The organism is Brevibacillus schisleri (assembly GCF_055685845.1).
The window spans coordinates 2,232,731-2,254,066 of the sequence record NZ_JBVNDM010000001.1; the positions used below are offsets into that span (position 1 = coordinate 2,232,731).

Consider the following 21,336-nt stretch of genomic DNA (forward strand, 5'->3'; position numbering starts at 1 on the left):
GTTTACTACAACATTTATAAAAGAAAAAGGGGATTACAGATGTTTCATACAATCAAAACACATACAGTAATGAAAGGACTAGCTTTCGGTATCATGACAGCTGCCATGCTTTTGGTTTCGGCATGCGGCTCCACTACGACAACGCAGGCTCCAGCCAAAACAGAACAAACCGCTGCTCCAGCAGCAGAGAGCAAGCCTGTAACACTCACCAATAATGGCATCGAAATGACCTATCCAACAGCACCTGAACGTGCCGTGACATTGAACCAACACGTCACCGAAATCATGTTGGCGTTGGGCCTGGCTGATAAAATGGTCGGAACCGCTTACCTGGACGATGAAATCCTTCCAGCGTTAAAAGCAGATTATGACAAGATTCCGGTCCTGTCTGACAAGTATCCTACGAAAGAAGTGCTGTTGGCAGCGAACCCAGACTTCGTGTACGCCGGATGGAAAAGCGGTTTCGGCGAAAAGGGCGTAGGAACGATGCAGGATTTGGAAAAGGTCGGCATCAAATCGTATCTGCAAGAATCGTCTAACAAGCCTGGTCCAACGATCGACGATGTGTTCGCGGATATTACGAACATCGGACGCATTTTCCGTGTGGAGGACAAAGCCAATGATTTGATCCATAAAATGAAGAGTGAAATGGATCAAACGATTAGCAAAATTGGCAAGGTGGACGAGCCACTTAAAGTATTCGTGTACGACAACGGGGAAGATAAGCCATTCACAGCAGCCAACAACTACATGACGTCCTTAATCAAAACGGCTGGCGGCAAGAACATTTTTGACGATATTCAAAAGGGTTGGGCAGAGGTCAATTGGGAGCAAGTAGTGAGTCGCAATCCAGACGTGATTATTATCGTAGACTACGGGGATAGAACTGTTGAGCAAAAGCGTAATTTCCTTTTGACCAAAAAAGAACTGGCGGATATCCCGGCGATTAAAAATCAACGACTGGTTGTATTGCCATTGTCTGCGGCTTCTGAAGGCGTTCGAGCACCGATTGCGCTGAAAATTTTGGCGGAAGGACTCTACCCGGATAAATTCAAATAGAGTACGCCCCTTTTAAGGGAGGGAATAGCACTGCAACAGATCAAGTTACCTTCTATCATCATTACTTTATTGGTCGGACTCTTCCTCTCGATTACGTTCGCAGTTACGCTCGGATCGGTGGAGATTAAACCGACTACGGTATGGAAAATTGCCTTATCAAAAATTCCGATGTTGACCCAATGGATTGAGGTGGACTGGTCCCAAGGGGAGCAAACAATTATTTGGGATATTCGCTTTCCGCGTGTACTCTTGGGGGCGATCGTCGGCGCAGGTCTGTCTGTCGTGGGAGTAGCGATCCAATCGTTGGTTCGCAACTCCCTGGCTGACCCGTATGTGTTAGGCGTATCTTCAGGTGCTTCCGTTGGAGCTACTTCCGTAATTATTTTCGGAGCATTCAGCATGTACGGGCAATATGCGTTAACCTTTGGCGCTTTTACAGGCTCTCTCGTGTCCATCATTCTCATTTTTACGCTATCTCGTATTGGAGGACAAAACTCGACGGTACGCCTGCTCATGGCTGGAATTGCGATATCTGCGATCTTGTCGGCCATTACCAGTCTCCTTGTGTTTTCAGCACCGAATGAGCATGGAATTGGAACGGTCCTGTTTTGGTTGAGTGGCAGTCTGGCTGGCGGCAAATGGGAGTACCTGACGATCCCTACATTGATTGTTGTCATCTGTCTCATCGTCTTAATGGCCCAATACCGCTCGCTCAATGCGATGCTGATGGGCGAGGAGTCAGCGGGAACACTGGGGGTTAATACGGTACAATTCCGCAAGCTTCTCCTGGTGATCACGGCACTACTCACGGGGGTGATCGTGTCCATCGCGGGATCAATCGGTTTTGTCGGATTAATGATGCCCCATATTGTCCGTGTGATGGTCGGATCAGATCACAGACGTGTCCTGCCTGTCAGCGCTTTGTTTGGCGCGATATTTCTCATCTGGGTTGATGTAGTCGCCAGGCTTGCATTTGCACCGGAGGAGCTGCCGATCGGTATTTTGACAGCGCTATGTGGTGGTCCATTCTTTATCTGGTTGATGTTGCGGAGTTCTTATTCCTTTGGAGGTAGCGGACGATGAATTTGCAGGTTGAGAATATATCGGTCGAACTGGAGAAAAAGGGAATCCTGCGCAACGTCAGTCTGGAGGTGCGCTCTGGAGAGTTTGTGGGACTGATCGGGCCGAATGGCAGTGGGAAGTCCACATTGCTAAAAAGTATTTATCGGGTACTGAAGCCGCGTTCGGGATGGATCTCACTGGATGGCGACGACGTATACAAGTTAACCTCGCGTCAAAACGCTCAGCGAATGGCAGCAGTACGGCAGGAGTCCTCTGTTGAATTTGATTTTTCGGTAACCGAAATCGTGAATATGGGACGTGCTCCGCATAAACGACTATTTCAGTCTGATAACGCAGAAGACCTTCAGATTTGTGAAGAAGCACTACAGCGGGTAGGGATGCAAACATATGCCGATCGCAGCTTTTTCAGTTTATCGGGTGGAGAGAAGCAGCGGGTGTTAATTGCCAGAGCTTTGGTGCAGCAAGCCCAGTTCCTTGTCCTTGACGAACCGACGAACCATTTGGATGTTCGATACCAGTTGCAGGTGATGGATCTGGTCAAAAATCTTGGGATTACAGTGTTGTCCTCGTTGCATGATCTCAATATTGCAGCGATGTACTGTGATCGTCTGTACGTGATCTGTGACGGGGAAATCGTTACATCAGGGACGCCAGAGGAGGTCTTGACACCCACTCTGATCCGGGATGTTTTCGGAGTAGAGACAGAAGTGACGACCCATCCTATTACTGGAAAAAAGCATGTATATTTCTACTCGGAAGCGATCCGTGTGAAGCCATCTATCCAGAAGGTAATAAGTGGAGTCAACTGACGGGGGACAAGTTGAGTTTCTTTGATTTTCATAAGAGGGGATGCCTAGTCGGGGCTGTTGACAAATTGCCGTAGAGATAGGGGTTTCTGGGAATCGTGTAGAAATCATTTCTATACGGTTCTTTTTATTTTGGAGGGCTATCTCATGATGGGAATCGATGGAGACAAACAGCACCAGTTTATGTTCTTAAATTTGGATGATCTTGTACCCGAGAATCATTTTTTACGTGTTGTTCGTAATAAGATTGATTTTTCTTTTATCTATGAGAAAGTGCAACACTTATACTCGCCTGTAGGTCGTCGCTCAGTTGATCCAGTTTTGTTAATGAAAATGATCCTTATCGGGTATCTTTATGGCATCCCTTCCGAAAGGAAGTTGGAACAAGAAATCCAAGTGAATTTGGCCTATCGATGGTTTTTAGGATTGGACTTAACTGACACTGTTCCCGATCATTCCACACTGAGCCAGAACCGCCGTCGTAGATTTAAAGAAAGTCATATTTTTCAGGAGATCTTCGATCACATCGTCTCGGAATGTATTCGAACTGGTTTAGTTACTGGGGAAATAATTGTTGTTGATTCTACTCACATCAAAGCGAATGCATCGATTAATAGGTCAGAAAAAGTTTTAGTGGAGAAAAAGCCTACTGAGTACCTTGAAGAGCTAGAAAAGGAAGCACGGAGAATTAAAAAAGACAGAGATAACGATCCCACTAGGAAAAAACGAGGAAGAAAACCTAAAACCTCTCCTCCTGAGAAGGAAGTAAAACAGAGCACAACAGACCCGGAGTCAGGTTTATTGAACCGTCCTAATAAACCCAAGGGATTTCACTATTTAGCGCATACCAGTGTGGACGTTAAGCATGGAATCATAACTGATATACACGTTACGGCTGCTAATGTGAATGACCACGAACCATTTATAAAGCGATTACAGATACAAAAAGAGAAATTTGGTTTACATATTGGCAAAGTAGGCGCAGATAAAGGGTATGATCGCTCTGGAGTACACCATGAATTAGAAAATTTAAAGATAACCGGTTATATCTCTCCGATAAAAGGTGTTATTGATCAGACCGAAAGGTCAGTACAATTTACATTTGATGAAATGAACGATGCCTATTATTGCTCGAATGGCAAGGCACTTCAATTTACTCATGTTAAGTGGCACAGTTGGAAACAAAGTTATAGCAAAATTTATGCTGCCCAAACAAAGGACTGTAAGTCCTGTGAGTTACGCCAACAATGTTTTGGACAAACCGCATCTCGCAAAACAATAGAAAGACCATTATTCCAAGAGGCTAAAGAACGCAACCAAGCAAGGAAGCAAAGCCAAGAGTACAGTGTTATCCAAAGGCAAAGAAGAATATGGTGCGAGGGTACCTTCGGTACAATGAAAAGGCAGCATAACTTAAAAGAAACATACAAAAGAGGCATTCGAAATGTATCCGAACACTGCCTCTTTTCTGCAATGGCAATTAACATTAAACGAATGATAAAAGCAAACTAATCACAGGTTACGAAACAAAACAATCCGACGACGTATAAGTGAAAAAACGGCAAAAGGGTTAGGGCATTGGGTCCCTAACCCTTTTTGTCAACAGCCCCTAGTCGGCGTCCTTTTTTGTTAAGCCAACGGCAGTAAAAGCGGAAGAGAACTTCGCTCCAACTGTCGGGGTTTTACCTGTTAGATGCAAAGGTTCTTTTATTGATCAAAGGAGCCGTGCGATACGTCGCGAAATTGTTGGATATATCCAAATTCACGGTTTACAACTATCTCGATAAGAAAAATCCATAGAACAAGATGGGAGATGACCCGTATGACGGAAGTAACGAGAGAACAGGCGCGCAAATTTCATGACGGTGTTCACGTTCTGGATGGGCATTTTGATCTGCTGATGGATGTGGAGATTCAGCGTGGATACGGTCGAACCAAAATGATCGAGACGGAGTATTTGCCACGGTTTCAGCAGGGGGGCGTGCATTCCATCGTGGCAGCCGTGTTCGTCGAGGATGCTTTTGTACCGGAGATGAGTCTGCGAAAGGCACTCAACCAGATCAGCGCTATGCATGCAGAGGCGGCAGAGTCACCTGAGCACATCGTCATCGCCAAAAATCTTGATGATTTGCAACGGGCAAGAGCGGAGCAAAAAGTATCGTTCATTCTGTCGTTGGAAGGGGCAGAGCCACTGCATAACGATTTGAGTCTCTTGCGTGTCTTTTATGAGCTCGGAGTACGGATGATGGGGCTGGTTTGGAGTCGGCGCAATTTCGTTGGGGACGGCAGTTTTTTTGCACCGGTGCGCGAAGGGAAAAAAGGAGGCATTACCGATTTCGGTGTGCGTCTTATCGAAGAAGCGGAAAAGCTGGGGATCGTCATCGATGTGAGCCATTTGAATGACGAAGGGTTCTGGGACGTGATGGAAATCGCTGAAAAGCCAGTGATTGCTTCTCATTCCAACAGCCGAACAGTCGTACCGACGATGCGCAATTTGACAGATGAGCAGATCAAAGCGATTGCAGAAAAGGACGGACTTGTCGGGTTGAATGCGTTTAGCATGTTCACAGCAGCTAACAGCGCCGATGCAACTATCGAGAGACTGATAGATCATGTTGACTACATGAAAAAGCTTGTTGGAGCAAGGTACATCGGTATAGGCCTAGACCTGTGCGATGATTTGACGAAATATTTGCCCTTGGACAAGATTGCCAAAACCAAAGAAATGCCATTTGATGTAGTAAAAGGCCATGCGTCTTTTCCAGAAATTACACGTGAACTGATGAATCGCGGGTACACGGATACAGAAATCGAAGGAATCTTGGGTGGCAATTTCCTCAGAGTGTATCAGCAAGTGTGGAAGTAGATCAGATAACAGGAGGAATGCAGGATGGCACAGACTGGTCTTACACTAGTTTCTTTTGGCTATTATCAATCTGGTATCAAGGTAGCTGATATACGTTTTGAGGATGGGGAAGTTTGGCATCGGGGCACAGGTTGGGATAAGGGTGGTGCGGCTGAAGGTCTATTTGCACAACTGATTGAAGGGGAAGCAGCCTACGAGTTGCCTCTCCTCACCCTGGCACAAAAGCTGCTGGAATGGGAGCAAATCGACTGGGAGAGCGAACAAGTCGTATTAATGGAAAAAGGAGGGCATTACCAACGCCATCTATCCATCGAAGGAACAGGTCCCGCAGGTCAAAAGCAGGCGTGGATCTGGGCGGTGCGCGAAGCTGCGCAGCCAATTGACCTGATCATTTGTGAAAACGAAGTCATCGGATTTGTGCTGACAGGTCGCGGTGATAGTGTCGTATTGGCGAAAACAGGGTGGGAGAATTTGACTCCACTTACGATGTGGCAGGACCGTCTGCTGTCCGAGGTTAACTACGGTGTACATCATTTGGGTAGGCATGATGTAGAGATGAGGGATGGCATTCGTTTGGCGACCGAGGTTTGGCTGCCCGCGGGCTTGGCGGAAGGACAGCGAGTCCCAACGATTTTCATGCGCACTCCCTATGGACGGATGGATGGCATTTTTCGGCGATTACCTTTTGTAGCTCGCGGATATGCGCTGGTTGTTCAGGATACACGCGGACGAGAAGATTCCGAGGGAGAGTGGATTCCACTTGTTCATGAGCGCAATGATGGAGACGACAGTCTCAACTGGATCGCGAGCCAGGAGTGGTCTGATGGCAGCGTCGGGATGCTCGGCGGCTCGTATGTGGGATATGTGCAATGGGCTGCGGCTGCAAGCGGAAATCCACATCTGAAGGCGATTTTCAGCTACGTGACAGTAGGAACGCCTTATGTGGACATCCCACGCAAAGGGGGAACGATTCTTGGAGGTCTGTCATGGATTTTCATGATGGCAGAGAAACGGCGAAATGTCGCAGCTCTTTCCCGGGATGACTGGAGTGAGGTCATCAAGGTGCGTCCGATCAAGGAAATTCCGCAAAAAGTGCTGGGGAAAGAAATCCCGTTTTGGACAAAATGGATGGAACATCCGGACGGAGACGAGTTCTGGGCTATGTCAGACTGGAAACGGCATGCGGATCAGGTGAGGGTGCCTGCTATCCTCGTATCAGGTTGGTATGACGACAACGGGATGGGGACGAGCGAATCGTGGGAGGTTGTCTCACGAAATGTACCAGAGCACACCAGACTCATCTTGGGGCCGTGGTATCACAAGGCGAATACGACGCGAGAAATCCATCATGTACCCTTCGGAAACAACGCTATCCGTTACGATCTGGATGTGACACAGCTCCGCTGGTTTGACCGCTATTTAAAGGGAGTGAAAAATGGCGTCGATCAAGAGCCGCGTGTCGAGTACTACATGGTGGGAGAAAACGAATGGAAGACCTCGCAGGCTTGGCCGCCAGCGGAGATGACACTGACGAATCTGTATCTGAGCAGTGGGGGAAACGCCAACACGAGCGGCGGAGATGGAACACTGACCCTGTCTATCCCGGGTAAAGAAGCGTTGGATACATACAGCTATGATCCGCTAGACGCAGCACCGTATCTGCTGGATTTGTCCGAGAATGAAAATAGCGTTCCGGAAAACTATCGTGATGTGGAAGAACGCGCAGATGTCCTTGTCTACACATCCGAGCCATTGGAAGAGGAAGTCGTCATCGCAGGAGAAATCTCGGCTGTTATCTATGCATCCAGCTCAGCGCGGGATACAGATTGGATGGTTCGGCTGTGTGATGTAGATGAGGAAGGCAATTCGATTCGTTTATCGGACGGGATTATATGCGCGCGCTATCGTCACTCGTTTAAGGAGCCCGAGCTACTTGTTCCAGGGCAAATCGAATGCTATGAGATTCGCATGACCAAGATCGCCAACGTCTTCCGGAGGGGTCACCGCATTCGCGTCTCGGTTACTTCTGGTGCTGAGAACTTCTCGTTCCCGAATCCGAATACAGGCAACGATCTGGCAACGGAAACTGAGACGGTCATCGCCTCGCAACGTGTCTATCATGACAGCAAGTATCCGAGTCATATCAAGCTCCCTCTCTTACGGTCTGGGGGAAGTAAGGAATCTTCAGGAGGTAATTAAAGCATTATGGCTATTTACAGTTGCAGAAAATGCAAGTTCCGTTACGACGAGTGGCTAGGTGATACGAAAAATGGCGTCCCGCCTAGAGTGCCTTTTCCTCATTTAGCAGGTTCTGTGTGTACGGAATGTGAGATGAATGAGGAAGGACGGCACTTGCCGCTTCCTGAAACGAAGTACACGAACGTAGAAGCTACGTATTACGATCAGTTTGCCGGAAAGGCTAGCATCGCTTTTTATCGAAACTGGTTGCTACGAGAAGCGGAGCAATCACCAGTCTCTGTGCTGGAGCTGGGTGTTGGAACAGGGAGAATTGCCATTGAGCTGGCACGGAATGACTTGCCCGTCTGCGGGATCGATTGGAGCTCGGAAATGCTTGCGATGGCCACCAAAAAGAAACGGCGCATATTAAAAGGGAAAGAAGAACTGCTGGAGCTGGTAGAACAAAATATGTGGGAGCTGGAGCTAGATCGGCAATTTACGCATGTGCTTCTTCCAGAAGGGATTTTTCAGCAGGCCACCTGTAGAGACAAGCAACGTCAATTGCTTTCGATCATCCACAATTACATAACGGAGGACGGAACAGTGGCAATTGACTTACTGTTGCCGCCAGTAAAAAATCAATGGGCAACGCAGCAACGCAAATTCGTTTTCCCGGATCGCATGGTGTATCAAAAGGTGGAGGGGGAGACCTCACTCTTGGATCAAAAGTTCCGCTACACGCTTACTTATGAGACTTTTCTTGATCAGATTGAGCAGCCGAGGTATCGCGTAGAGCGCGAGATGGCGTTGCTTTTGCCTACAGAGCTTGAGCTGTTATTGGAAGGATCAGGCTTTCGCGTCATCTATAGCAGAGAGAATGTATTCCACAAGCAAGACTTCGAGCCGAGTCAAGCGGACGAGGGCTATGATATGGATCGTTGGCAGCATGGTGGGTATCCGTTCGCTGAGCCTGTCGGGACACCGGGTGGAGCTACTCGCTGGACAATTTTGGCGAAAAAAATTTTTTCCTCGACTTTGTAACAAAACGTCCGCTGTTGCATCTAACCAGTGAATGCGAGTGAAGGAGGTCACGCCCTTGGAAAAATTGCAGCCAACGACAGATGCTGCTTTTGAACAAATCATGAGGGAATATGGGACCCGCGTGCTTCGACTCGTCACTTTTCTGGTCAAAGATCGCAGCTTGGCAGAGGATATTACCCAAGATGTCTTCGTTAAGGTGTATCGGCATCTTCCACGCTTTCGGCAGGAGAGCAGTGTGCACACGTGGTTGTATCGAATCGCGGTTAATGAGTGCAAAGGTTATTTGCGTTCTTGGTCGTTCCGTCATATCCTTCCCCGCTCGTGGATGAGACAGGATGGGGAGCTCTCTACAGAAAGTCTTGTGCTCGATCAAGTCGAGAAGGACCAGCTCGTTGCGGAAGTGTTGCAGCTTCCTCCGCTCTATCGTCAAGTGATTGCCCTTCATTACTATGCGGATTTATCCATCGAAGAGGTGGCTGAGGTGCTAGGAGTAACGGAGGGAACAGTGAGAACTCGGTTGCATAGGGCAAGACAGCAACTGCGGCAGAGTATGGGAGAGGGGAGGGACTGGGAATGGACGAAAACCGATGGCTCGCGGATTTAAAGGAACGGGCAGATCAGACCATTTTTCGTGATGTACAGTTCACTGCATCGATGGAAGAGCGAGTGCGGCAGAGGGTGAGGTCTGGGAATGGGTGGATGACTGGCTGGAGGAAGTTAGCCTTGCCGGGCGTTGTGCTGACGGTGGGCTTGCTCTTGTGGTTTGGGCTCCCCATTCAGGAGGAGAGACAATCTGCACAGCATGTGATAACACGTTCGCAACAAGAGACACAAATACCTTCCTTGTTGCCAGGGGCCCAAATGGTCGAAGCCGATTTGTGGAAGCTGTCACCTTCTTTATCTTCCACTTACGACAATCAGTCCTTTTCTTATTTGGGAGAAAAGCCTGTCCGCATCATGACAGATCAGGACGGTTTCTACGAAGGGCAGACGCAGCGAGTGATATGGCTGTTGAATGGGGACTACGCCCAAGAAGTAGAGATCACTGCTTACAATACCGATGGGACTCGTCTGTCATTGGGCAGCTACGTGGTTATGGACCCCTTATACGATGCAGATGGTCATTTTCCATCAGGGATCGTGTTGCCTGAACCGGGAAAATGGAAGCTGGAAGCAAGATCAGGAGGCAAACATCTCGGACAAGTTTTTGTCGAGGTGAAAAAAGGGATATCACCTGCGAGCCGTCAATTGGTTGGGCCTATCATTCAGCAGTATTTAGAGACGGAAAGCGTCAAGCTGGGGTGGCTGGGAAAATATCGAGAGATAAACGTTGAGCTGATTGGAGTGGAAGCGCAAGATGCTGCGAAGCGGACCGTATACGCCTGGGTGAAAATAACGGGTAGCCATTCTTCCGCGCTCAGTGCACCGATGGTCTTTCAAATCGTCTACAATGGAAATGCTTATCGGGTTACTGACTTCCAAATGCCCGAGGACGGCCGCAACTACCAGAGCAGCCTGCAAAAACTGTTTCCACCAAAAGTGCTGGAACAAGTTCAAAATCGATCAAAAACAAAGTGAGAATGACAAAACGGACCTTTGCCTAAAAAAGGTCCGTTTTTCGCTTTTCATGTCTATCCGTATATTTGAGCACCTATCGCCCAGTACGTTCCATTACGGCGAGGTAGGCTATTCGCATTCGCAACCATCACTGGGGGATGGGAAGCCCTTGCGAAGCCGTTTTGCTCCAAAAAAGTGTGGAACGCTGCTTGTTCATCCGGTACGTCTATTCGCACACGTCCGGTATGATGCTGTGTCAGCTTGTACAAGAGGTGTTCAGCCATACCAGCATTCTCTGCGACGATCGGCCCCGCGATCAGATTGACTGGGCCTTTTACGGCGAAGCCATATCCGATGACCTTGCCGGAGAGATTTTTGGCTACCAGACAGGTGCTAGCTTGTCTCATGCGTGTCTCGAGAAAATGAGTGCGTCTGCTACCCAGTGCTGCTTTGTCTAATTCAACCACGCTCGAGAAATCGTCCAACTCCATTGGTGCAATTTCAAATTCGTCATTCGCTTCGTTTTGCAGAGGTGCTTCAGGCACAAAGCGTTCAGCTATAAACTTTCGAATACGATCCACCGTCTGGAACCCGAGATTTTTGTACAATGGCTCTCCTTCTGGAGTCGCAATGAGCATGATCGATGTATCCGTAGAAACAGATGCCATGCACGCCTTCATGAGCTGGCGACCATACCCTTTGCCTTGCGACGAGGGATGGACAATCACCATACCGATGCTCGCAAGCTTGTCATCGTACGGGATGATAGCCGCACATGAAAGTAGGGTGCCACTCGCGTCTTTGTGACCGAATGCGGTTCCGATAGACAGAATTGTGCGAATTTCCGGTTCATCGTAATCCCAGCCTACGGAATCAGATAAGGCAATGAGGCCGGGAATATCCGCTATCGTTAAGGAATGCAAGCAAGAGTCAACGCTGTTCACTTTGATCATTCTCCGTTTCCTTCTTTGTGCTCACGGCAGTATCGCCTAATGGTTGAGTTAATGCATTCGCCAGCCTAGCCACCTCCATACTATTTACCACTTTAGCACAGGAAAAGTTTGGATACGAGAAAAAGGAGGCAAATGCCTGATTCTCTTTGGTTGCTCTTTATATCATCGGTTTGTTATAATTACTGTTAGTGTATTTTTTGCGAGGCGCAATCTGAACGTTTGAATGGATTCGCGTGGGAGGGAACGAACAACACATGGATCGTCGTGAAAGACAAAAAAGGATACGAAATTTTTCCATCATCGCCCACATTGACCATGGAAAGTCGACGCTGGCAGACCGCATTTTGGAGCTGACCGGTGCTTTGACTGCACGTGAGATGGAAGCCCAGTTTCTTGACACGATGGAGCTGGAAAAAGAGCGCGGGATTACGATTAAGCTCAATGCCGTGCGTTTGAACTATAAAGCAGATGACGGTGAGGAGTACATTCTCCACCTGATTGACACCCCTGGACACGTCGACTTTACGTATGAAGTATCCCGCAGTTTGGCTGCCTGTGAAGGAGCTATCCTCGTCGTGGATGCGGCACAAGGGATCGAAGCCCAGACATTGGCTAACGTGTATTTAGCGTTGGACAGCAACCTGGAGATCATCCCAGTCGTCAACAAAATCGACCTGCCGAGCGCAGAGCCTGAGCGCGTGAAGCAAGAGGTGGAAGACGTGATCGGTCTGGATGCCAGCGATGCGGTTCTGACTTCTGCCAAAGCAGGTATCGGGATTAAAGAAGTACTGGAAGCTGTTGTGCAAAAAGTACCTGCTCCAGAGGGAGACCCGGATGCACCTCTCCAGGCTTTGATTTTCGACTCCTATTTTGATGCGTATCGTGGCGTTATTGCCTCCATCCGTGTCATTAACGGAACCTTGAAAAAGGGTATGAAAATCAAAATGATGGCGACAGGCAAGTCGTTCGAAGTAACCGAAATCGGTACATCGACACCACGCCAAACGCAAGTAGAAGAATTGACGGTTGGAGATGTAGGCTACGTAGCTGCTTCCATTAAAACAGTGGGAGACACCAGTGTGGGGGATACCATTACAGATGCGAATCGCCCTGCAGCTGAACCGCTACCTGGTTACCGCAAGATCAACCCAATGGTTTTCTGCGGCTTGTACCCAATCGAAACGAACGAGTACAACGATCTGCGCGATGCATTGGAAAAGCTCCAGCTAAACGATGCGTCCCTGCAGTTTGAGCCGGAGACTTCCCAAGCACTTGGCTTTGGTTTCCGTTGTGGTTTCTTGGGACTTCTGCACATGGAGATCATCCAGGAGCGGATCGAACGTGAATTCAACATTAACTTGATTACGACCGCGCCGAGCGTTATTTATCGCATTACCAAAACGAACGGCGAAGTATTCGAAATCGACAACCCGTCCAAAATGCCGGAAGCACAAAAGATCGAAATGGTCGAGGAGCCTTACGTTACGGCGACAGTGATGGTCCCGAAAGAATACGTCGGTGATGTTATGCAGTTGTGCCAAGGTAAACGCGGTGAGTTTCTTGACATGCAGTACTTGGGTGAGAATCGCGTGCAGCTGAAGTACGACATGCCATTGTCCGAGATCGTCTACGATTTCTTTGACATGCTGAAGTCCGGAACAAAAGGATATGCATCCTTTGACTACGAGCTGGGTGGCTACAAAGCTTCTAAGTTGGTGAAAATGGATATTCTCCTCAACAGCGAAGTGGTGGATGCTCTGTCGTTTATCGTACACAAAGATACGGCCTATGCTCGCGGTAAAGTCATTTGCGAAAAGCTGAAGGAATTGATTCCACGTCAGCAATTCGAGGTGCCGATTCAAGCAACCATCGGACACAAGGTTGTCGCTCGTGAAACGATCAGTGCGTTGCGTAAAAACGTTCTTGCTAAATGTTACGGCGGGGACATCTCGCGTAAGCGTAAACTGCTCGAAAAGCAAAAAGAAGGAAAGAAGCGCATGAAGTCTGTTGGTTCCGTAGAGGTACCACAAGAAGCATTTATGGCTGTATTGCGCATGGATGATAAGAAGTAGCAGCTCTCCCCCCACCAAAAAGCCACCAATGGGCGAAATGGTGGGGGATTTATTTTTTTCATAACATAAGTTACTCGAAGGTTAACGGTATGAAATGAGATGTAGAATGCGACGACATAGGCAGAATTTTTAAATCTGCTTCTGTCGTCTTTCTTTTTGGCACATTCCGTTCTGATGACATGAAAACTCGACCCTGTGGAGGATCGAGTGGTCACCAAGGATGTGGTGGTTGGGGATGATTGGTTACAGGTGGTATCGCTGGTGGATGTGGATTTGGTTGGGGGGAGTGGTACAGGAGTTGGTGGATGAGGATCGAGGCTGTGTGGTGGCCAAGGAGTTGGTGGATGAGGGACTTCATTCGATGGCGGGAATTCTGGATTCGGTAAGTTACAATCTGGTGGACAGTTAGAATTAAGTTGGGAATCATTATTGGTTGGTGACAATCAGAACTACCTCCTTTACTTGTTTGTAATATCAAGTATTTGAAAGGACATTATGCAAATGGATGAGGGTCGCAAGTAATAGCAAGGGGTACCGCCAACAATATGGAGGTACCCCGAAGTGGGTTCTATTTGACAAGTTCGTTCTGCGCTTGATAACTTTCGATTACATTTTGATAGCCGGGAAGGTGACCAGCTAGTAAAGCACCAAAACCTTCGACGTCGTTGCGCCAATCCCGTTGTAGCTCACACGCTACACTAAACCAGTTCATAAGCTGCGCGCCAGCATGTGCCATGCGCATTAACGAGGCTTCCGCTACCTGTTTGCTGAAAGTGCCAGAAGCGTCGGTGACGACAAATGCTTCATACCCTGCATGAAGAGCGGAAAGTGCGGGGAAGCTTACGCAGACATCGGTAACCACACCAGCAATGATAAGTTGCTTCTTGCCAGTTGCCTGGATCGCTTTTACAAAATCCTCATTATCCCACGCATTGATCTGTCCTGGACGAGCAATCTTAGGCGCGTCTGGAAAGAGTTCGACGAGTTCCCTGATCAATGGACCGTTTGGACCACTCTCGAAGCTCGTGGTAAGAATGACAGGCAAATTAAATAATTTCGCGGTCTTTGCTAAAGCCAGAACATTGTTCTTGAATTCATCAACCCCGTAATCACGCACAAGTCCAGAGATAAGGCCGGTTTGATGATCAATCAGAAGAACAGCAGCATCATTTTTAGAAATACGGGAATAGAGATCAGTCATTTAAGAATCCTCCTCAAAAACAAGTAACAACTCTAACATGTCTATTCGAAATGAAACGTTTCATTCACGAATTTGAACAAACTGCTTAAAACGATAGATTTTGTTTTATTCCTGCGCTTCCCTATCATGTTTGACTCGATATAGAAAAATACACTATGATAATCAAGCTGTTACAAATGCTTGCTGTATCAATGTTTGCAGTCGATTCTCTCATTTACTGTGTTACAATAAAATAACGAGGTCGATCAAAGGCGTATATGGCTGTTTTACGCATGGATGATAAGAAGTAGGCCTGACCTTGTGTCAGGTCTTTTCTATTAAAGAGGTTGTCAAAAAGTCGTCTTTAGAACAACCCAATTTAAAAGGAGGGAAAGGGACATGATGCCACAATCGGTTTACATTCACATTCCCTTTTGTACGAATAAATGTTACTACTGTGACTTCAACTCATTTGTGACGAACAATCCGCAGCTCATTTGGGATTACTTAGACGCATTGAACAGCGAAATGGAGATCACCTTTAGCCAGCAGCCGATCGAGCAGGTGAAAACGATTTTTGTCGGCGGAGGAACACCTACGTTTCTCGATCATGCTCAAATGCGCACGTTCTTGGAAATGGTACAAAAGCAATTGGGCAAGTACTGGACGGATGATATCGAGTTCTCGATGGAAGCGAATCCGGGAACGACAGACGTGGAAAAGCTACGGATCATGCGTGAGCTGGGTGTCAATCGGCTGAGCTTTGGTGTGCAGTCCTTTGACGACGCACTCTTAAAAAGACTGGGACGAATCCACGACCAGGAAGCCGTGTACCGCAGTATCGATAATGCGAAAAAAGTAGGCTTCGACAACTTCAGCATCGACCTGATGTTTGGATTGCCGGATCAGACACTCGATATTTTCCGTCAGACATTGGACAAGGCATTTGGGCTTGGTACCACTCATTTCTCCGCGTACAGTCTCAAGGTGGAGGAGAACACGCTGTTCCACACGCTTTACCAAAAGGATCAGCTGCCACTGCCGTCTGAAGAGACGGAGCTTGAGATGTACATGGTATTAATAGAAGAGATGGAGCGGCATGGGTACAAGCAGTATGAAATCAGCAATTTTGCAAAACCGGGCTTCGAGAGCAAACATAATAAAACCTATTGGCTCAATCGTGAATACTATGGGTTGGGTGCAGGTGCCCACGGTTATGTTTGCGGCCACCGACACGTGAATGCTGGCCCGCTTGCGATCTATTTGCAGAAGTGCAAGGAAGGGCTGCCGCGTGTAGAACAATTCGAGGTACCGCGCGAGGATGCCATGGAGGAACAAATGATTTTGGGACTGCGTTTGAGAGAAGGAGTTGATCTTTCGGCGTTTGCTTCCCGTTTTGGCGCAACTGTTCATGATATTTTTGGGACAATAATAGAAGAAGAGGTAGCCAAAGGGATGCTGGAAGAAAAGGGCGGCTTTTTGAAGCTGACGAAACAGGGGCTTCCGCTAGGAAATGAGGTATTTGCGCGCTTTCTTCGTTAAGGAAAAAGTGAAACTCGCGAAAAATGAGATTTTTTGTCTATAGAACTAGCTCAAGTTCGTTGACAAATCCTTCTACTATTGATACCTTAGTATATAGATTTAGCACTCGATAAGCATGAGTGCTAACAATCCAACAGGAGGCGAGCGACATCCATGTTATCAGACCGTCAACAAATGATTTTAAATGCGATTGTCGATAATTACATTCATTCTGCCGAACCTGTTGGCTCCCGAACCATTTCCAAACGGGACGACATCGGATTCTCTTCGGCAACGATACGCAACGAGATGTCTGACTTGGAGGAGCTGGGATACTTAGAACAGCCCCACACATCGGCGGGACGTGTTCCTTCTACAAAAGGATACCGCTTCTACGTCGATAACCTGATTCAGCCTCATCTTTTGGAGGAAACGGAGTTGGGTAAACTAAAACAGTTGTTTGCCGAACGTATTCTCCACGCAGAACAAGTGGTAGAGTACACTGCCCAAATTCTCTCTCAGTTGACAAACTACACGGCGATTGTCTTGGGACCAGAGATTTTTGAGCATCGGTTAAAACATATTCAAATCGTTCCTCTCAATGCTGAACAGGCTGTCGCGATTGTGGTGACACATACCGGACGAGTGGAGAACAAGCTGATTGATCTTCCAGAAGGCATAGGGGCCGGGGAAATCGAGAAACTCGTCAATCTGTTGAATGCAAAGCTGACTGACGTGCCACTATGGCAGCTTCGGCAACGTCTTTATCAAGAGATTTCCGGTGAAATGCAACGTCATACGGAGCAGTATGAAGAAATTCTTCAGCTCCTCAACAACTCGCTGACACAAGAAGAAGAACGCGTATACTTACGCGGTGCGACCAAGATCATGAACCAGCCGGAATTCCGAGACGTAGATAAAGTCAAGGATATTCTCGAGCTATTAGAGCAGCACGATCAATTAATGAATATGATCGGCATGCAGGGTGATGGTCTCACGGTGCGCATCGGACAGGAAAACCAGCTAGACGCGATTAAGCAATGCAGTATTATTACCACTTCTTATTCGCTTGGAGGCAAGCCAGTTGGAATGGTGGGGATACTTGGGCCGACGCGAATGGAATACGGCAAGGTCATTACTGTACTCAATCATTTGGCGGAAGGCCTATCGCGCATGCTGACTTCGCAGTTTGAGAAATAAATGGAGTGAATGGCAACACAGTCTTTTGACTGGAAAAGCCGCCAGGAGGTAGTGACGTTGAGCGAGGAAAAAGTAACGCAAGACCCGACTCTCGAGGAAGAACAAGTAGCAAAGGATGCAGACCAAGCAGAAGCAACCGAGATGAACTGGGAGCAAGAGGCTGCTCACTGGAAGGCTCAGGCTGAAGATCACCAAAACCGCATGCTGCGTGCCATGGCTGACATGGATAACCTTCGCCGCCGTGTTCGCAAAGAGCAGGAAGATCTGGCTAAGTACGCTTCACTGAAAATCGTGGAAGAGCTTTTGCCAGTCCTCGATAACTTCGAGCGAGCACTTGCGGCTGACAAGGAATCCATGACTGTAGAATCCCTGCTGGAGGGTGTCAACATGGTATACCGTCAGATGGTCCAAGTTTTCGATAAAGAAGGCTTGGCTGCAATCGAGGCACAAGGAAAACCATTTGACCCACACATCCACCAGGCGGTTATGCAAACACAAAACCCTGAGTTTGAATCAGGCGTTGTGGTAGCCGAGCTGCAAAAAGGATATATGTTCAAAGACCGCGTCGTTCGTCCGGCGATGGTTCAAGTGAACGAGTAATCTCAAAAAACGAAAATTCACTAGACGTATAGTGTTAGGAGGACATTTTGTATGAGTCGCGTAATCGGAATTGACTTGGGAACAACCAACTCTTGTGTAGCAGTAATGGAAGGCGGCGAGCCAGTCGTTATTGCCAATGCGGAAGGTAACCGCACCACACCATCCGTAGTAGCATTCAAAAACGGCGAGCGCATCGTTGGGGAAGCGGCAAAACGCCAAGCGATCACCAATCCAGACAATACCGTAATCTCCATCAAGCGCCACATGGGTAGCGCCCATAAAGAAACGCTGGAAGGCAACCAGTACACACCTGAGCAAATCTCTGCTATGATCCTGCAAAAGCTGAAAGCAGACGCTGAAGCCTACCTTGGTCAATCTGTGACGCAGGCAGTGATTACGGTTCCAGCTTACTTCAATGACAGCCAACGCCAAGCAACAAAAGATGCTGGTAAAATTGCTGGCTTGGAAGTACTGCGTATCGTGAACGAACCAACCGCAGCTGCACTTGCATACGGTATGGAGAAAACAGAAGATCAAACCGTTCTCGTATTTGACTTGGGCGGCGGTACCTTTGACGTATCCATTCTCGAATTGTCCGACGGCTTCTTCGAAGTAAAAGCAACGTCCGGTGACAACAAACTGGGCGGAGACGACTTCGACGATGTTGTGATGAACTACCTGGTGAGCGAATTCAAAAAAGAGCATGGCATCGACCTGTCCAAGGATCGCATGGCTCAACAACGTTTGAAAGACGCTGCTGAAAAAGCGAAGAAAGACCTCTCCGGCGTATTGACTACGACCATTTCCCTGCCGTTCATTACAGCAGATGCAACAGGTCCAAAGCACTTGGAGATGAACCTGACTCGTGCGAAGTTCGAAGAGCTGTCTGCTGAGCTGGTTGAGCGTACAATGGGCCCAACTCGTCAAGCGCTGAAAGACGCTGGTCTGACTCCAAGCGAACTGGATCGCGTTATCCTGGTTGGTGGTTCTACTCGTATCCCAGCGGTACAAGAAGCCATCAAGAAATTTACAGGAAAAGAACCACATAAAGGTGTAAACCCAGACGAAGTAGTAGCACTGGGCGCGGCTGTTCAAGCGGGCGTACTGACTGGTGACGTGAAAGACGTCGTTCTTCTCGACGTAACGCCACTGTCTCTCGGTATCGAAACATTGGGTGGCGTATTCACCAAGCTGATCGATCGCAACACGACGATCCCAACAAGCAAATCCCAAGTGTTCTCTACAGCTGCGGACAACCAAACATCTGTAGAAATTCACGTTCTCCAAGGGGAGCGTCAAATGGCAGGCGACAACAAATCGCTCGGACGCTTCAACCTGTCCGATATCCCGCCAGCGCCACGCGGCATCCCGCAAATCGAAGTATCCTTCGATATTGACGCGAACGGTATCGTAAACGTACGTGCAAAAGACCTGGGTACAGGCAAAGAGCAACGTATCACGATCACTTCTAACTCTGGTCTGTCCGACGATGATATCGATCGCATGGTAAAAGATGCTGAGTTGAATGCAGAAGCGGACAAACAACGCAAAGAGCAAGTAGAAGTTCGCAACGAAGCTGACCAACTCGTATTCACGACTGAGAAAACACTCAAAGAAGTAGAAGGCAAGATCGACCAAGCTGAAATCGATCGCGCTAACGCTGCGAAAGATAAAGTGAAAGCTGCTCTGGAAGGCGGTAACTTCGAAGAGATCAAGACAGCGAAAGATGAACTGTCCGAGATCATCCAACAAATTTCGGTGAAGCTCTATGAGCAGGCAGCTCAAGCGCAAGCAGCACAAGGCGGCGCTGAAGGTCAAGAGCCGAAGAAAGACAATGTCGTTGATGCTGACTACGAAGTGGTAGACGATAAAAAGTAACACGCTGGAACTGTGAGGGGAGAGATTTCTTCCCTCACTTCCCACGATGTGACCCATGAAAGTCAAAGTCACGGAATGCTGACTTTGACTTTTTTTCAAGTCTGTCACATGCTATGATAACAGTTGACTGTCATGGGAGTGATGTTGGAGATGAAACGTGATTTATACGAGGTTCTCGGCGTAGCCAAGGACGCGGACGCGGATGAAATCAAAAAAGCGTATCGCAAGCTGGCACGTCAGTACCATCCGGATGTAAATAAAGAGGCTGACGCGGAAGAAAAGTTCAAAGAAGTTAAGGATGCGTACGACATCCTGTCCGAGCCACAAAAGCGTGCGCAGTATGACCGTTTTGGTCACCAAGACCCGAATCAGGGCTTCGGTGGCGGAGGCTTTGACGGATCAGGCATGGGCGGCTTCGGAGATATTTTTGATATGTTCTTCGGTGGCAACGGCAGACGTGCGAATCCAAATGCGCCTCGCAAAGGATCTGATCTGCAATTTGGCCTCAGCATTGACTTTATCGACGCGATTTTTGGAAAAGAAACCGACGTGGAAATTCCAAAAGAAGCAGAATGCGATACATGCCTTGGTTCTGGCGCGAAGCCTGGTTCCGGTGTCGATACATGTAAGACTTGTAGTGGTACAGGACAGCAAGAAGTGGTGGCGAACACGCCGTTTGGCCGAATCGTCAACCGCCGTGTTTGCTCAACTTGCGAAGGCAAAGGGAAAGTTGTCAAAGAAAAATGTTCAACTTGCCGTGGAAGTGGACGTGTCAAGGTACGCCGCAAAATTCATCTCAACATCCCAGCAGGTGTGGACGATGGAGCACAATTGCGCGTAACTGGCGAGGGTGAACCGGGCGCAAACGGTGGACCTCCTGGAGATTTGTACGTCGTATTACGCGTGAAGAGCCATGAGTTTTTCGAGCGTGAAGGAAATGATATTTACTGTGAGGTTCCGCTTACTTACGCACAGGCAGCACTTGGAGATGAGATCGAAGTGCCGACTGTCGACGGTCGCGTGAAGTTGAAGATCCCGGCAGGTACGCAAACAGAAACATTCTTCCGCTTGCGTGGAAAAGGTGTTCCGCATTTGCGTGGAAACGGCCGCGGTGATCAGCATGTGAAAGTGCGCGTTATTACGCCGACCAAGCTGAGCGATAAACAAAAGGAATTGTTGCGTGAGCTCGCCGAACTGTCTGGAGAAAAACCAGGACAGCACGGAGGAGAAGACGAAGGCTTTTTCGAAAAAATGAAACGGGCATTCCGCGGCGAGTAATCCGTCGCGGATTTGTCCGCTTTTTGCCTAAAGTTTCATGTAGCGAAGTCGATTAAATGAAAAG

19 protein-coding genes are annotated in these 21,336 nt (G+C 48.1%); 17 read left to right on the plus strand and 2 right to left on the minus strand.

Annotated elements, in window-relative coordinates; genetic code table 11:
• Positions 1-39: 39 nt before the first annotated feature.
• The 10 genes from ACUUHJ_RS11095 (at position 40) to ACUUHJ_RS11140 (ending at position 10,611) form a co-directional block, all read left to right on the plus strand.
• The gene (locus ACUUHJ_RS11095; RefSeq protein ID WP_289677296.1) at positions 40-1,059 is read left to right on the plus strand and encodes an ABC transporter substrate-binding protein; all 1,020 of its coding nucleotides are present in this window, start codon (positions 40-42) and stop codon (positions 1,057-1,059) included.
• A gap of 24 nt (positions 1,060-1,083) precedes the next feature.
• On the plus strand, positions 1,084-2,142 hold the full coding sequence (locus tag ACUUHJ_RS11100) for a FecCD family ABC transporter permease (protein WP_289678068.1): 1,059 nt from the start codon (positions 1,084-1,086) through the stop codon (positions 2,140-2,142).
• Positions 2,139-2,951 (plus strand): heme ABC transporter ATP-binding protein, encoded by an 813-nt coding sequence (locus ACUUHJ_RS11105; RefSeq protein WP_289677297.1) that lies wholly within the window; start codon positions 2,139-2,141, stop codon positions 2,949-2,951. The genes ACUUHJ_RS11100 and ACUUHJ_RS11105 overlap by 4 nt, the downstream gene beginning before the upstream one ends.
• Positions 2,952-3,095: 144 nt before the next feature.
• The gene (locus ACUUHJ_RS11110) at positions 3,096-4,460 is read left to right on the plus strand and encodes an IS1182 family transposase (protein WP_472298067.1); all 1,365 of its coding nucleotides are present in this window, start codon (positions 3,096-3,098) and stop codon (positions 4,458-4,460) included.
• 213 nt (positions 4,461-4,673) lie between these two features.
• Positions 4,674-4,748: a helix-turn-helix domain-containing protein gene (locus tag ACUUHJ_RS11115; RefSeq protein ID WP_289678069.1), complete on the plus strand. Its 75-nt coding sequence runs from the start codon at positions 4,674-4,676 to the stop codon at positions 4,746-4,748.
• 22 nt (positions 4,749-4,770) lie between these two features.
• The gene (locus ACUUHJ_RS11120; protein WP_472298902.1) at positions 4,771-5,814 is read left to right on the plus strand and encodes a dipeptidase; all 1,044 of its coding nucleotides are present in this window, start codon (positions 4,771-4,773) and stop codon (positions 5,812-5,814) included.
• Positions 5,815-5,838: 24 nt separating this feature from the next.
• On the plus strand, positions 5,839-8,013 hold the full coding sequence (locus ACUUHJ_RS11125) for a CocE/NonD family hydrolase (RefSeq protein WP_472298903.1): 2,175 nt from the start codon (positions 5,839-5,841) through the stop codon (positions 8,011-8,013).
• 6 nt (positions 8,014-8,019) lie between these two features.
• A complete protein-coding gene (locus ACUUHJ_RS11130; RefSeq protein ID WP_472298904.1) occupies positions 8,020-9,033 on the plus strand; it encodes a methyltransferase domain-containing protein in 1,014 nt (337 codons plus the stop codon).
• A gap of 55 nt (positions 9,034-9,088) precedes the next feature.
• Complete coding sequence (locus tag ACUUHJ_RS11135; RefSeq protein WP_472298905.1) at positions 9,089-9,637, plus strand: sigma-70 family RNA polymerase sigma factor; 549 nt, start codon at positions 9,089-9,091, stop codon at positions 9,635-9,637.
• Positions 9,607-10,611, plus strand: coding sequence for a hypothetical protein (locus ACUUHJ_RS11140; RefSeq protein ID WP_289677302.1), 1,005 nt, complete (start codon positions 9,607-9,609; stop codon positions 10,609-10,611). Before ACUUHJ_RS11135 ends, ACUUHJ_RS11140 begins: the two co-directional genes overlap by 31 nt.
• A 53-nt stretch (positions 10,612-10,664) precedes the next feature.
• Here the strand turns inward: ACUUHJ_RS11140 and ACUUHJ_RS11145 are convergent, their stop codons facing one another.
• A complete protein-coding gene (locus tag ACUUHJ_RS11145) occupies positions 10,665-11,543 on the minus strand; it encodes a GNAT family N-acetyltransferase (protein WP_289677303.1) in 879 nt (292 codons plus the stop codon).
• Positions 11,544-11,797: 254 nt separating this feature from the next.
• Here ACUUHJ_RS11145 and lepA point away from each other — a divergent pair, with 254 nt between their 5' ends.
• Together lepA and ACUUHJ_RS11155 are read left to right on the plus strand one after the other, a co-directional pair.
• On the plus strand, positions 11,798-13,615 hold the full coding sequence (gene lepA, locus ACUUHJ_RS11150) for a translation elongation factor 4 (protein ID WP_016742608.1): 1,818 nt from the start codon (positions 11,798-11,800) through the stop codon (positions 13,613-13,615).
• A 235-nt stretch (positions 13,616-13,850) separates the two neighbouring features.
• Positions 13,851-14,024 carry a hypothetical protein gene (locus ACUUHJ_RS11155; protein WP_472298906.1) on the plus strand — a complete coding sequence of 58 codons (174 nt, stop codon included), beginning with the start codon at positions 13,851-13,853 and terminating at the stop codon, positions 14,022-14,024.
• Positions 14,025-14,183: 159 nt separating this feature from the next.
• Here the strand turns inward: ACUUHJ_RS11155 and ycaC are convergent, their stop codons facing one another.
• A complete protein-coding gene (ycaC, locus tag ACUUHJ_RS11160; RefSeq protein WP_289677304.1) occupies positions 14,184-14,816 on the minus strand; it encodes an isochorismate family cysteine hydrolase YcaC in 633 nt (210 codons plus the stop codon).
• Positions 14,817-15,194: 378 nt separating this feature from the next.
• Between ycaC and hemW the strand changes: the two genes are divergently transcribed.
• The 5 genes from hemW to dnaJ all read left to right on the plus strand — a co-directional run bounded on the left by hemW (position 15,195) and on the right by dnaJ (position 21,272).
• Complete coding sequence (hemW, locus tag ACUUHJ_RS11165) at positions 15,195-16,337, plus strand: radical SAM family heme chaperone HemW (protein WP_472298907.1); 1,143 nt, start codon at positions 15,195-15,197, stop codon at positions 16,335-16,337.
• A gap of 153 nt (positions 16,338-16,490) precedes the next feature.
• Positions 16,491-17,516 (plus strand): heat-inducible transcriptional repressor HrcA, encoded by a 1,026-nt coding sequence (gene hrcA / locus ACUUHJ_RS11170; protein WP_289677306.1) that lies wholly within the window; start codon positions 16,491-16,493, stop codon positions 17,514-17,516.
• Between the two features lie 9 nt (positions 17,517-17,525).
• A complete protein-coding gene (grpE, locus tag ACUUHJ_RS11175) occupies positions 17,526-18,116 on the plus strand; it encodes a nucleotide exchange factor GrpE (protein ID WP_142495768.1) in 591 nt (196 codons plus the stop codon).
• Positions 18,117-18,167: 51 nt separating this feature from the next.
• Positions 18,168-19,994, plus strand: a complete 1,827-nt coding sequence (gene dnaK / locus ACUUHJ_RS11180; RefSeq protein WP_472298908.1) for a molecular chaperone DnaK — start codon at positions 18,168-18,170, stop codon at positions 19,992-19,994.
• Between the two features lie 150 nt (positions 19,995-20,144).
• Positions 20,145-21,272 (plus strand): molecular chaperone DnaJ, encoded by a 1,128-nt coding sequence (gene dnaJ / locus ACUUHJ_RS11185; protein ID WP_012685741.1) that lies wholly within the window; start codon positions 20,145-20,147, stop codon positions 21,270-21,272.
• Positions 21,273-21,336 lie beyond the last annotated feature (64 nt).

Bases quoted from the DNA above. Each gene is read 5' to 3' on its own strand.
- hrcA (WP_289677306.1), top strand. From the start codon at position 16,491: ATGTTATCAGACCGTCAACAAATGATTTTAAATGCGATTGTCGATAAT.
- ycaC (WP_289677304.1), bottom strand. From the start codon at position 14,816: ATGACTGATCTCTATTCCCGTATTTCTAAAAATGATGCTGCTGTTCTT.
- ACUUHJ_RS11105 (WP_289677297.1), top strand. From the start codon at position 2,139: ATGAATTTGCAGGTTGAGAATATATCGGTCGAACTGGAGAAAAAGGGA.
- ACUUHJ_RS11145 (WP_289677303.1), bottom strand. From the start codon at position 11,543: ATGATCAAAGTGAACAGCGTTGACTCTTGCTTGCATTCCTTAACGATA.
- ACUUHJ_RS11120 (WP_472298902.1), top strand. From the start codon at position 4,771: ATGACGGAAGTAACGAGAGAACAGGCGCGCAAATTTCATGACGGTGTT.
- ACUUHJ_RS11155 (WP_472298906.1), top strand. From the start codon at position 13,851: ATGATTGGTTACAGGTGGTATCGCTGGTGGATGTGGATTTGGTTGGGG.
- grpE (WP_142495768.1), top strand. From the start codon at position 17,526: ATGGCAACACAGTCTTTTGACTGGAAAAGCCGCCAGGAGGTAGTGACG.
- dnaK (WP_472298908.1), top strand. From the start codon at position 18,168: ATGAGTCGCGTAATCGGAATTGACTTGGGAACAACCAACTCTTGTGTA.
- ACUUHJ_RS11110 (WP_472298067.1), top strand. From the start codon at position 3,096: ATGATGGGAATCGATGGAGACAAACAGCACCAGTTTATGTTCTTAAAT.
- dnaJ (WP_012685741.1), top strand. From the start codon at position 20,145: ATGAAACGTGATTTATACGAGGTTCTCGGCGTAGCCAAGGACGCGGAC.
- ACUUHJ_RS11140 (WP_289677302.1), top strand. From the start codon at position 9,607: ATGGACGAAAACCGATGGCTCGCGGATTTAAAGGAACGGGCAGATCAG.
- ACUUHJ_RS11095 (WP_289677296.1), top strand. From the start codon at position 40: ATGTTTCATACAATCAAAACACATACAGTAATGAAAGGACTAGCTTTC.
- ACUUHJ_RS11125 (WP_472298903.1), top strand. From the start codon at position 5,839: ATGGCACAGACTGGTCTTACACTAGTTTCTTTTGGCTATTATCAATCT.
- ACUUHJ_RS11130 (WP_472298904.1), top strand. From the start codon at position 8,020: ATGGCTATTTACAGTTGCAGAAAATGCAAGTTCCGTTACGACGAGTGG.
- hemW (WP_472298907.1), top strand. From the start codon at position 15,195: ATGATGCCACAATCGGTTTACATTCACATTCCCTTTTGTACGAATAAA.
- lepA (WP_016742608.1), top strand. From the start codon at position 11,798: ATGGATCGTCGTGAAAGACAAAAAAGGATACGAAATTTTTCCATCATC.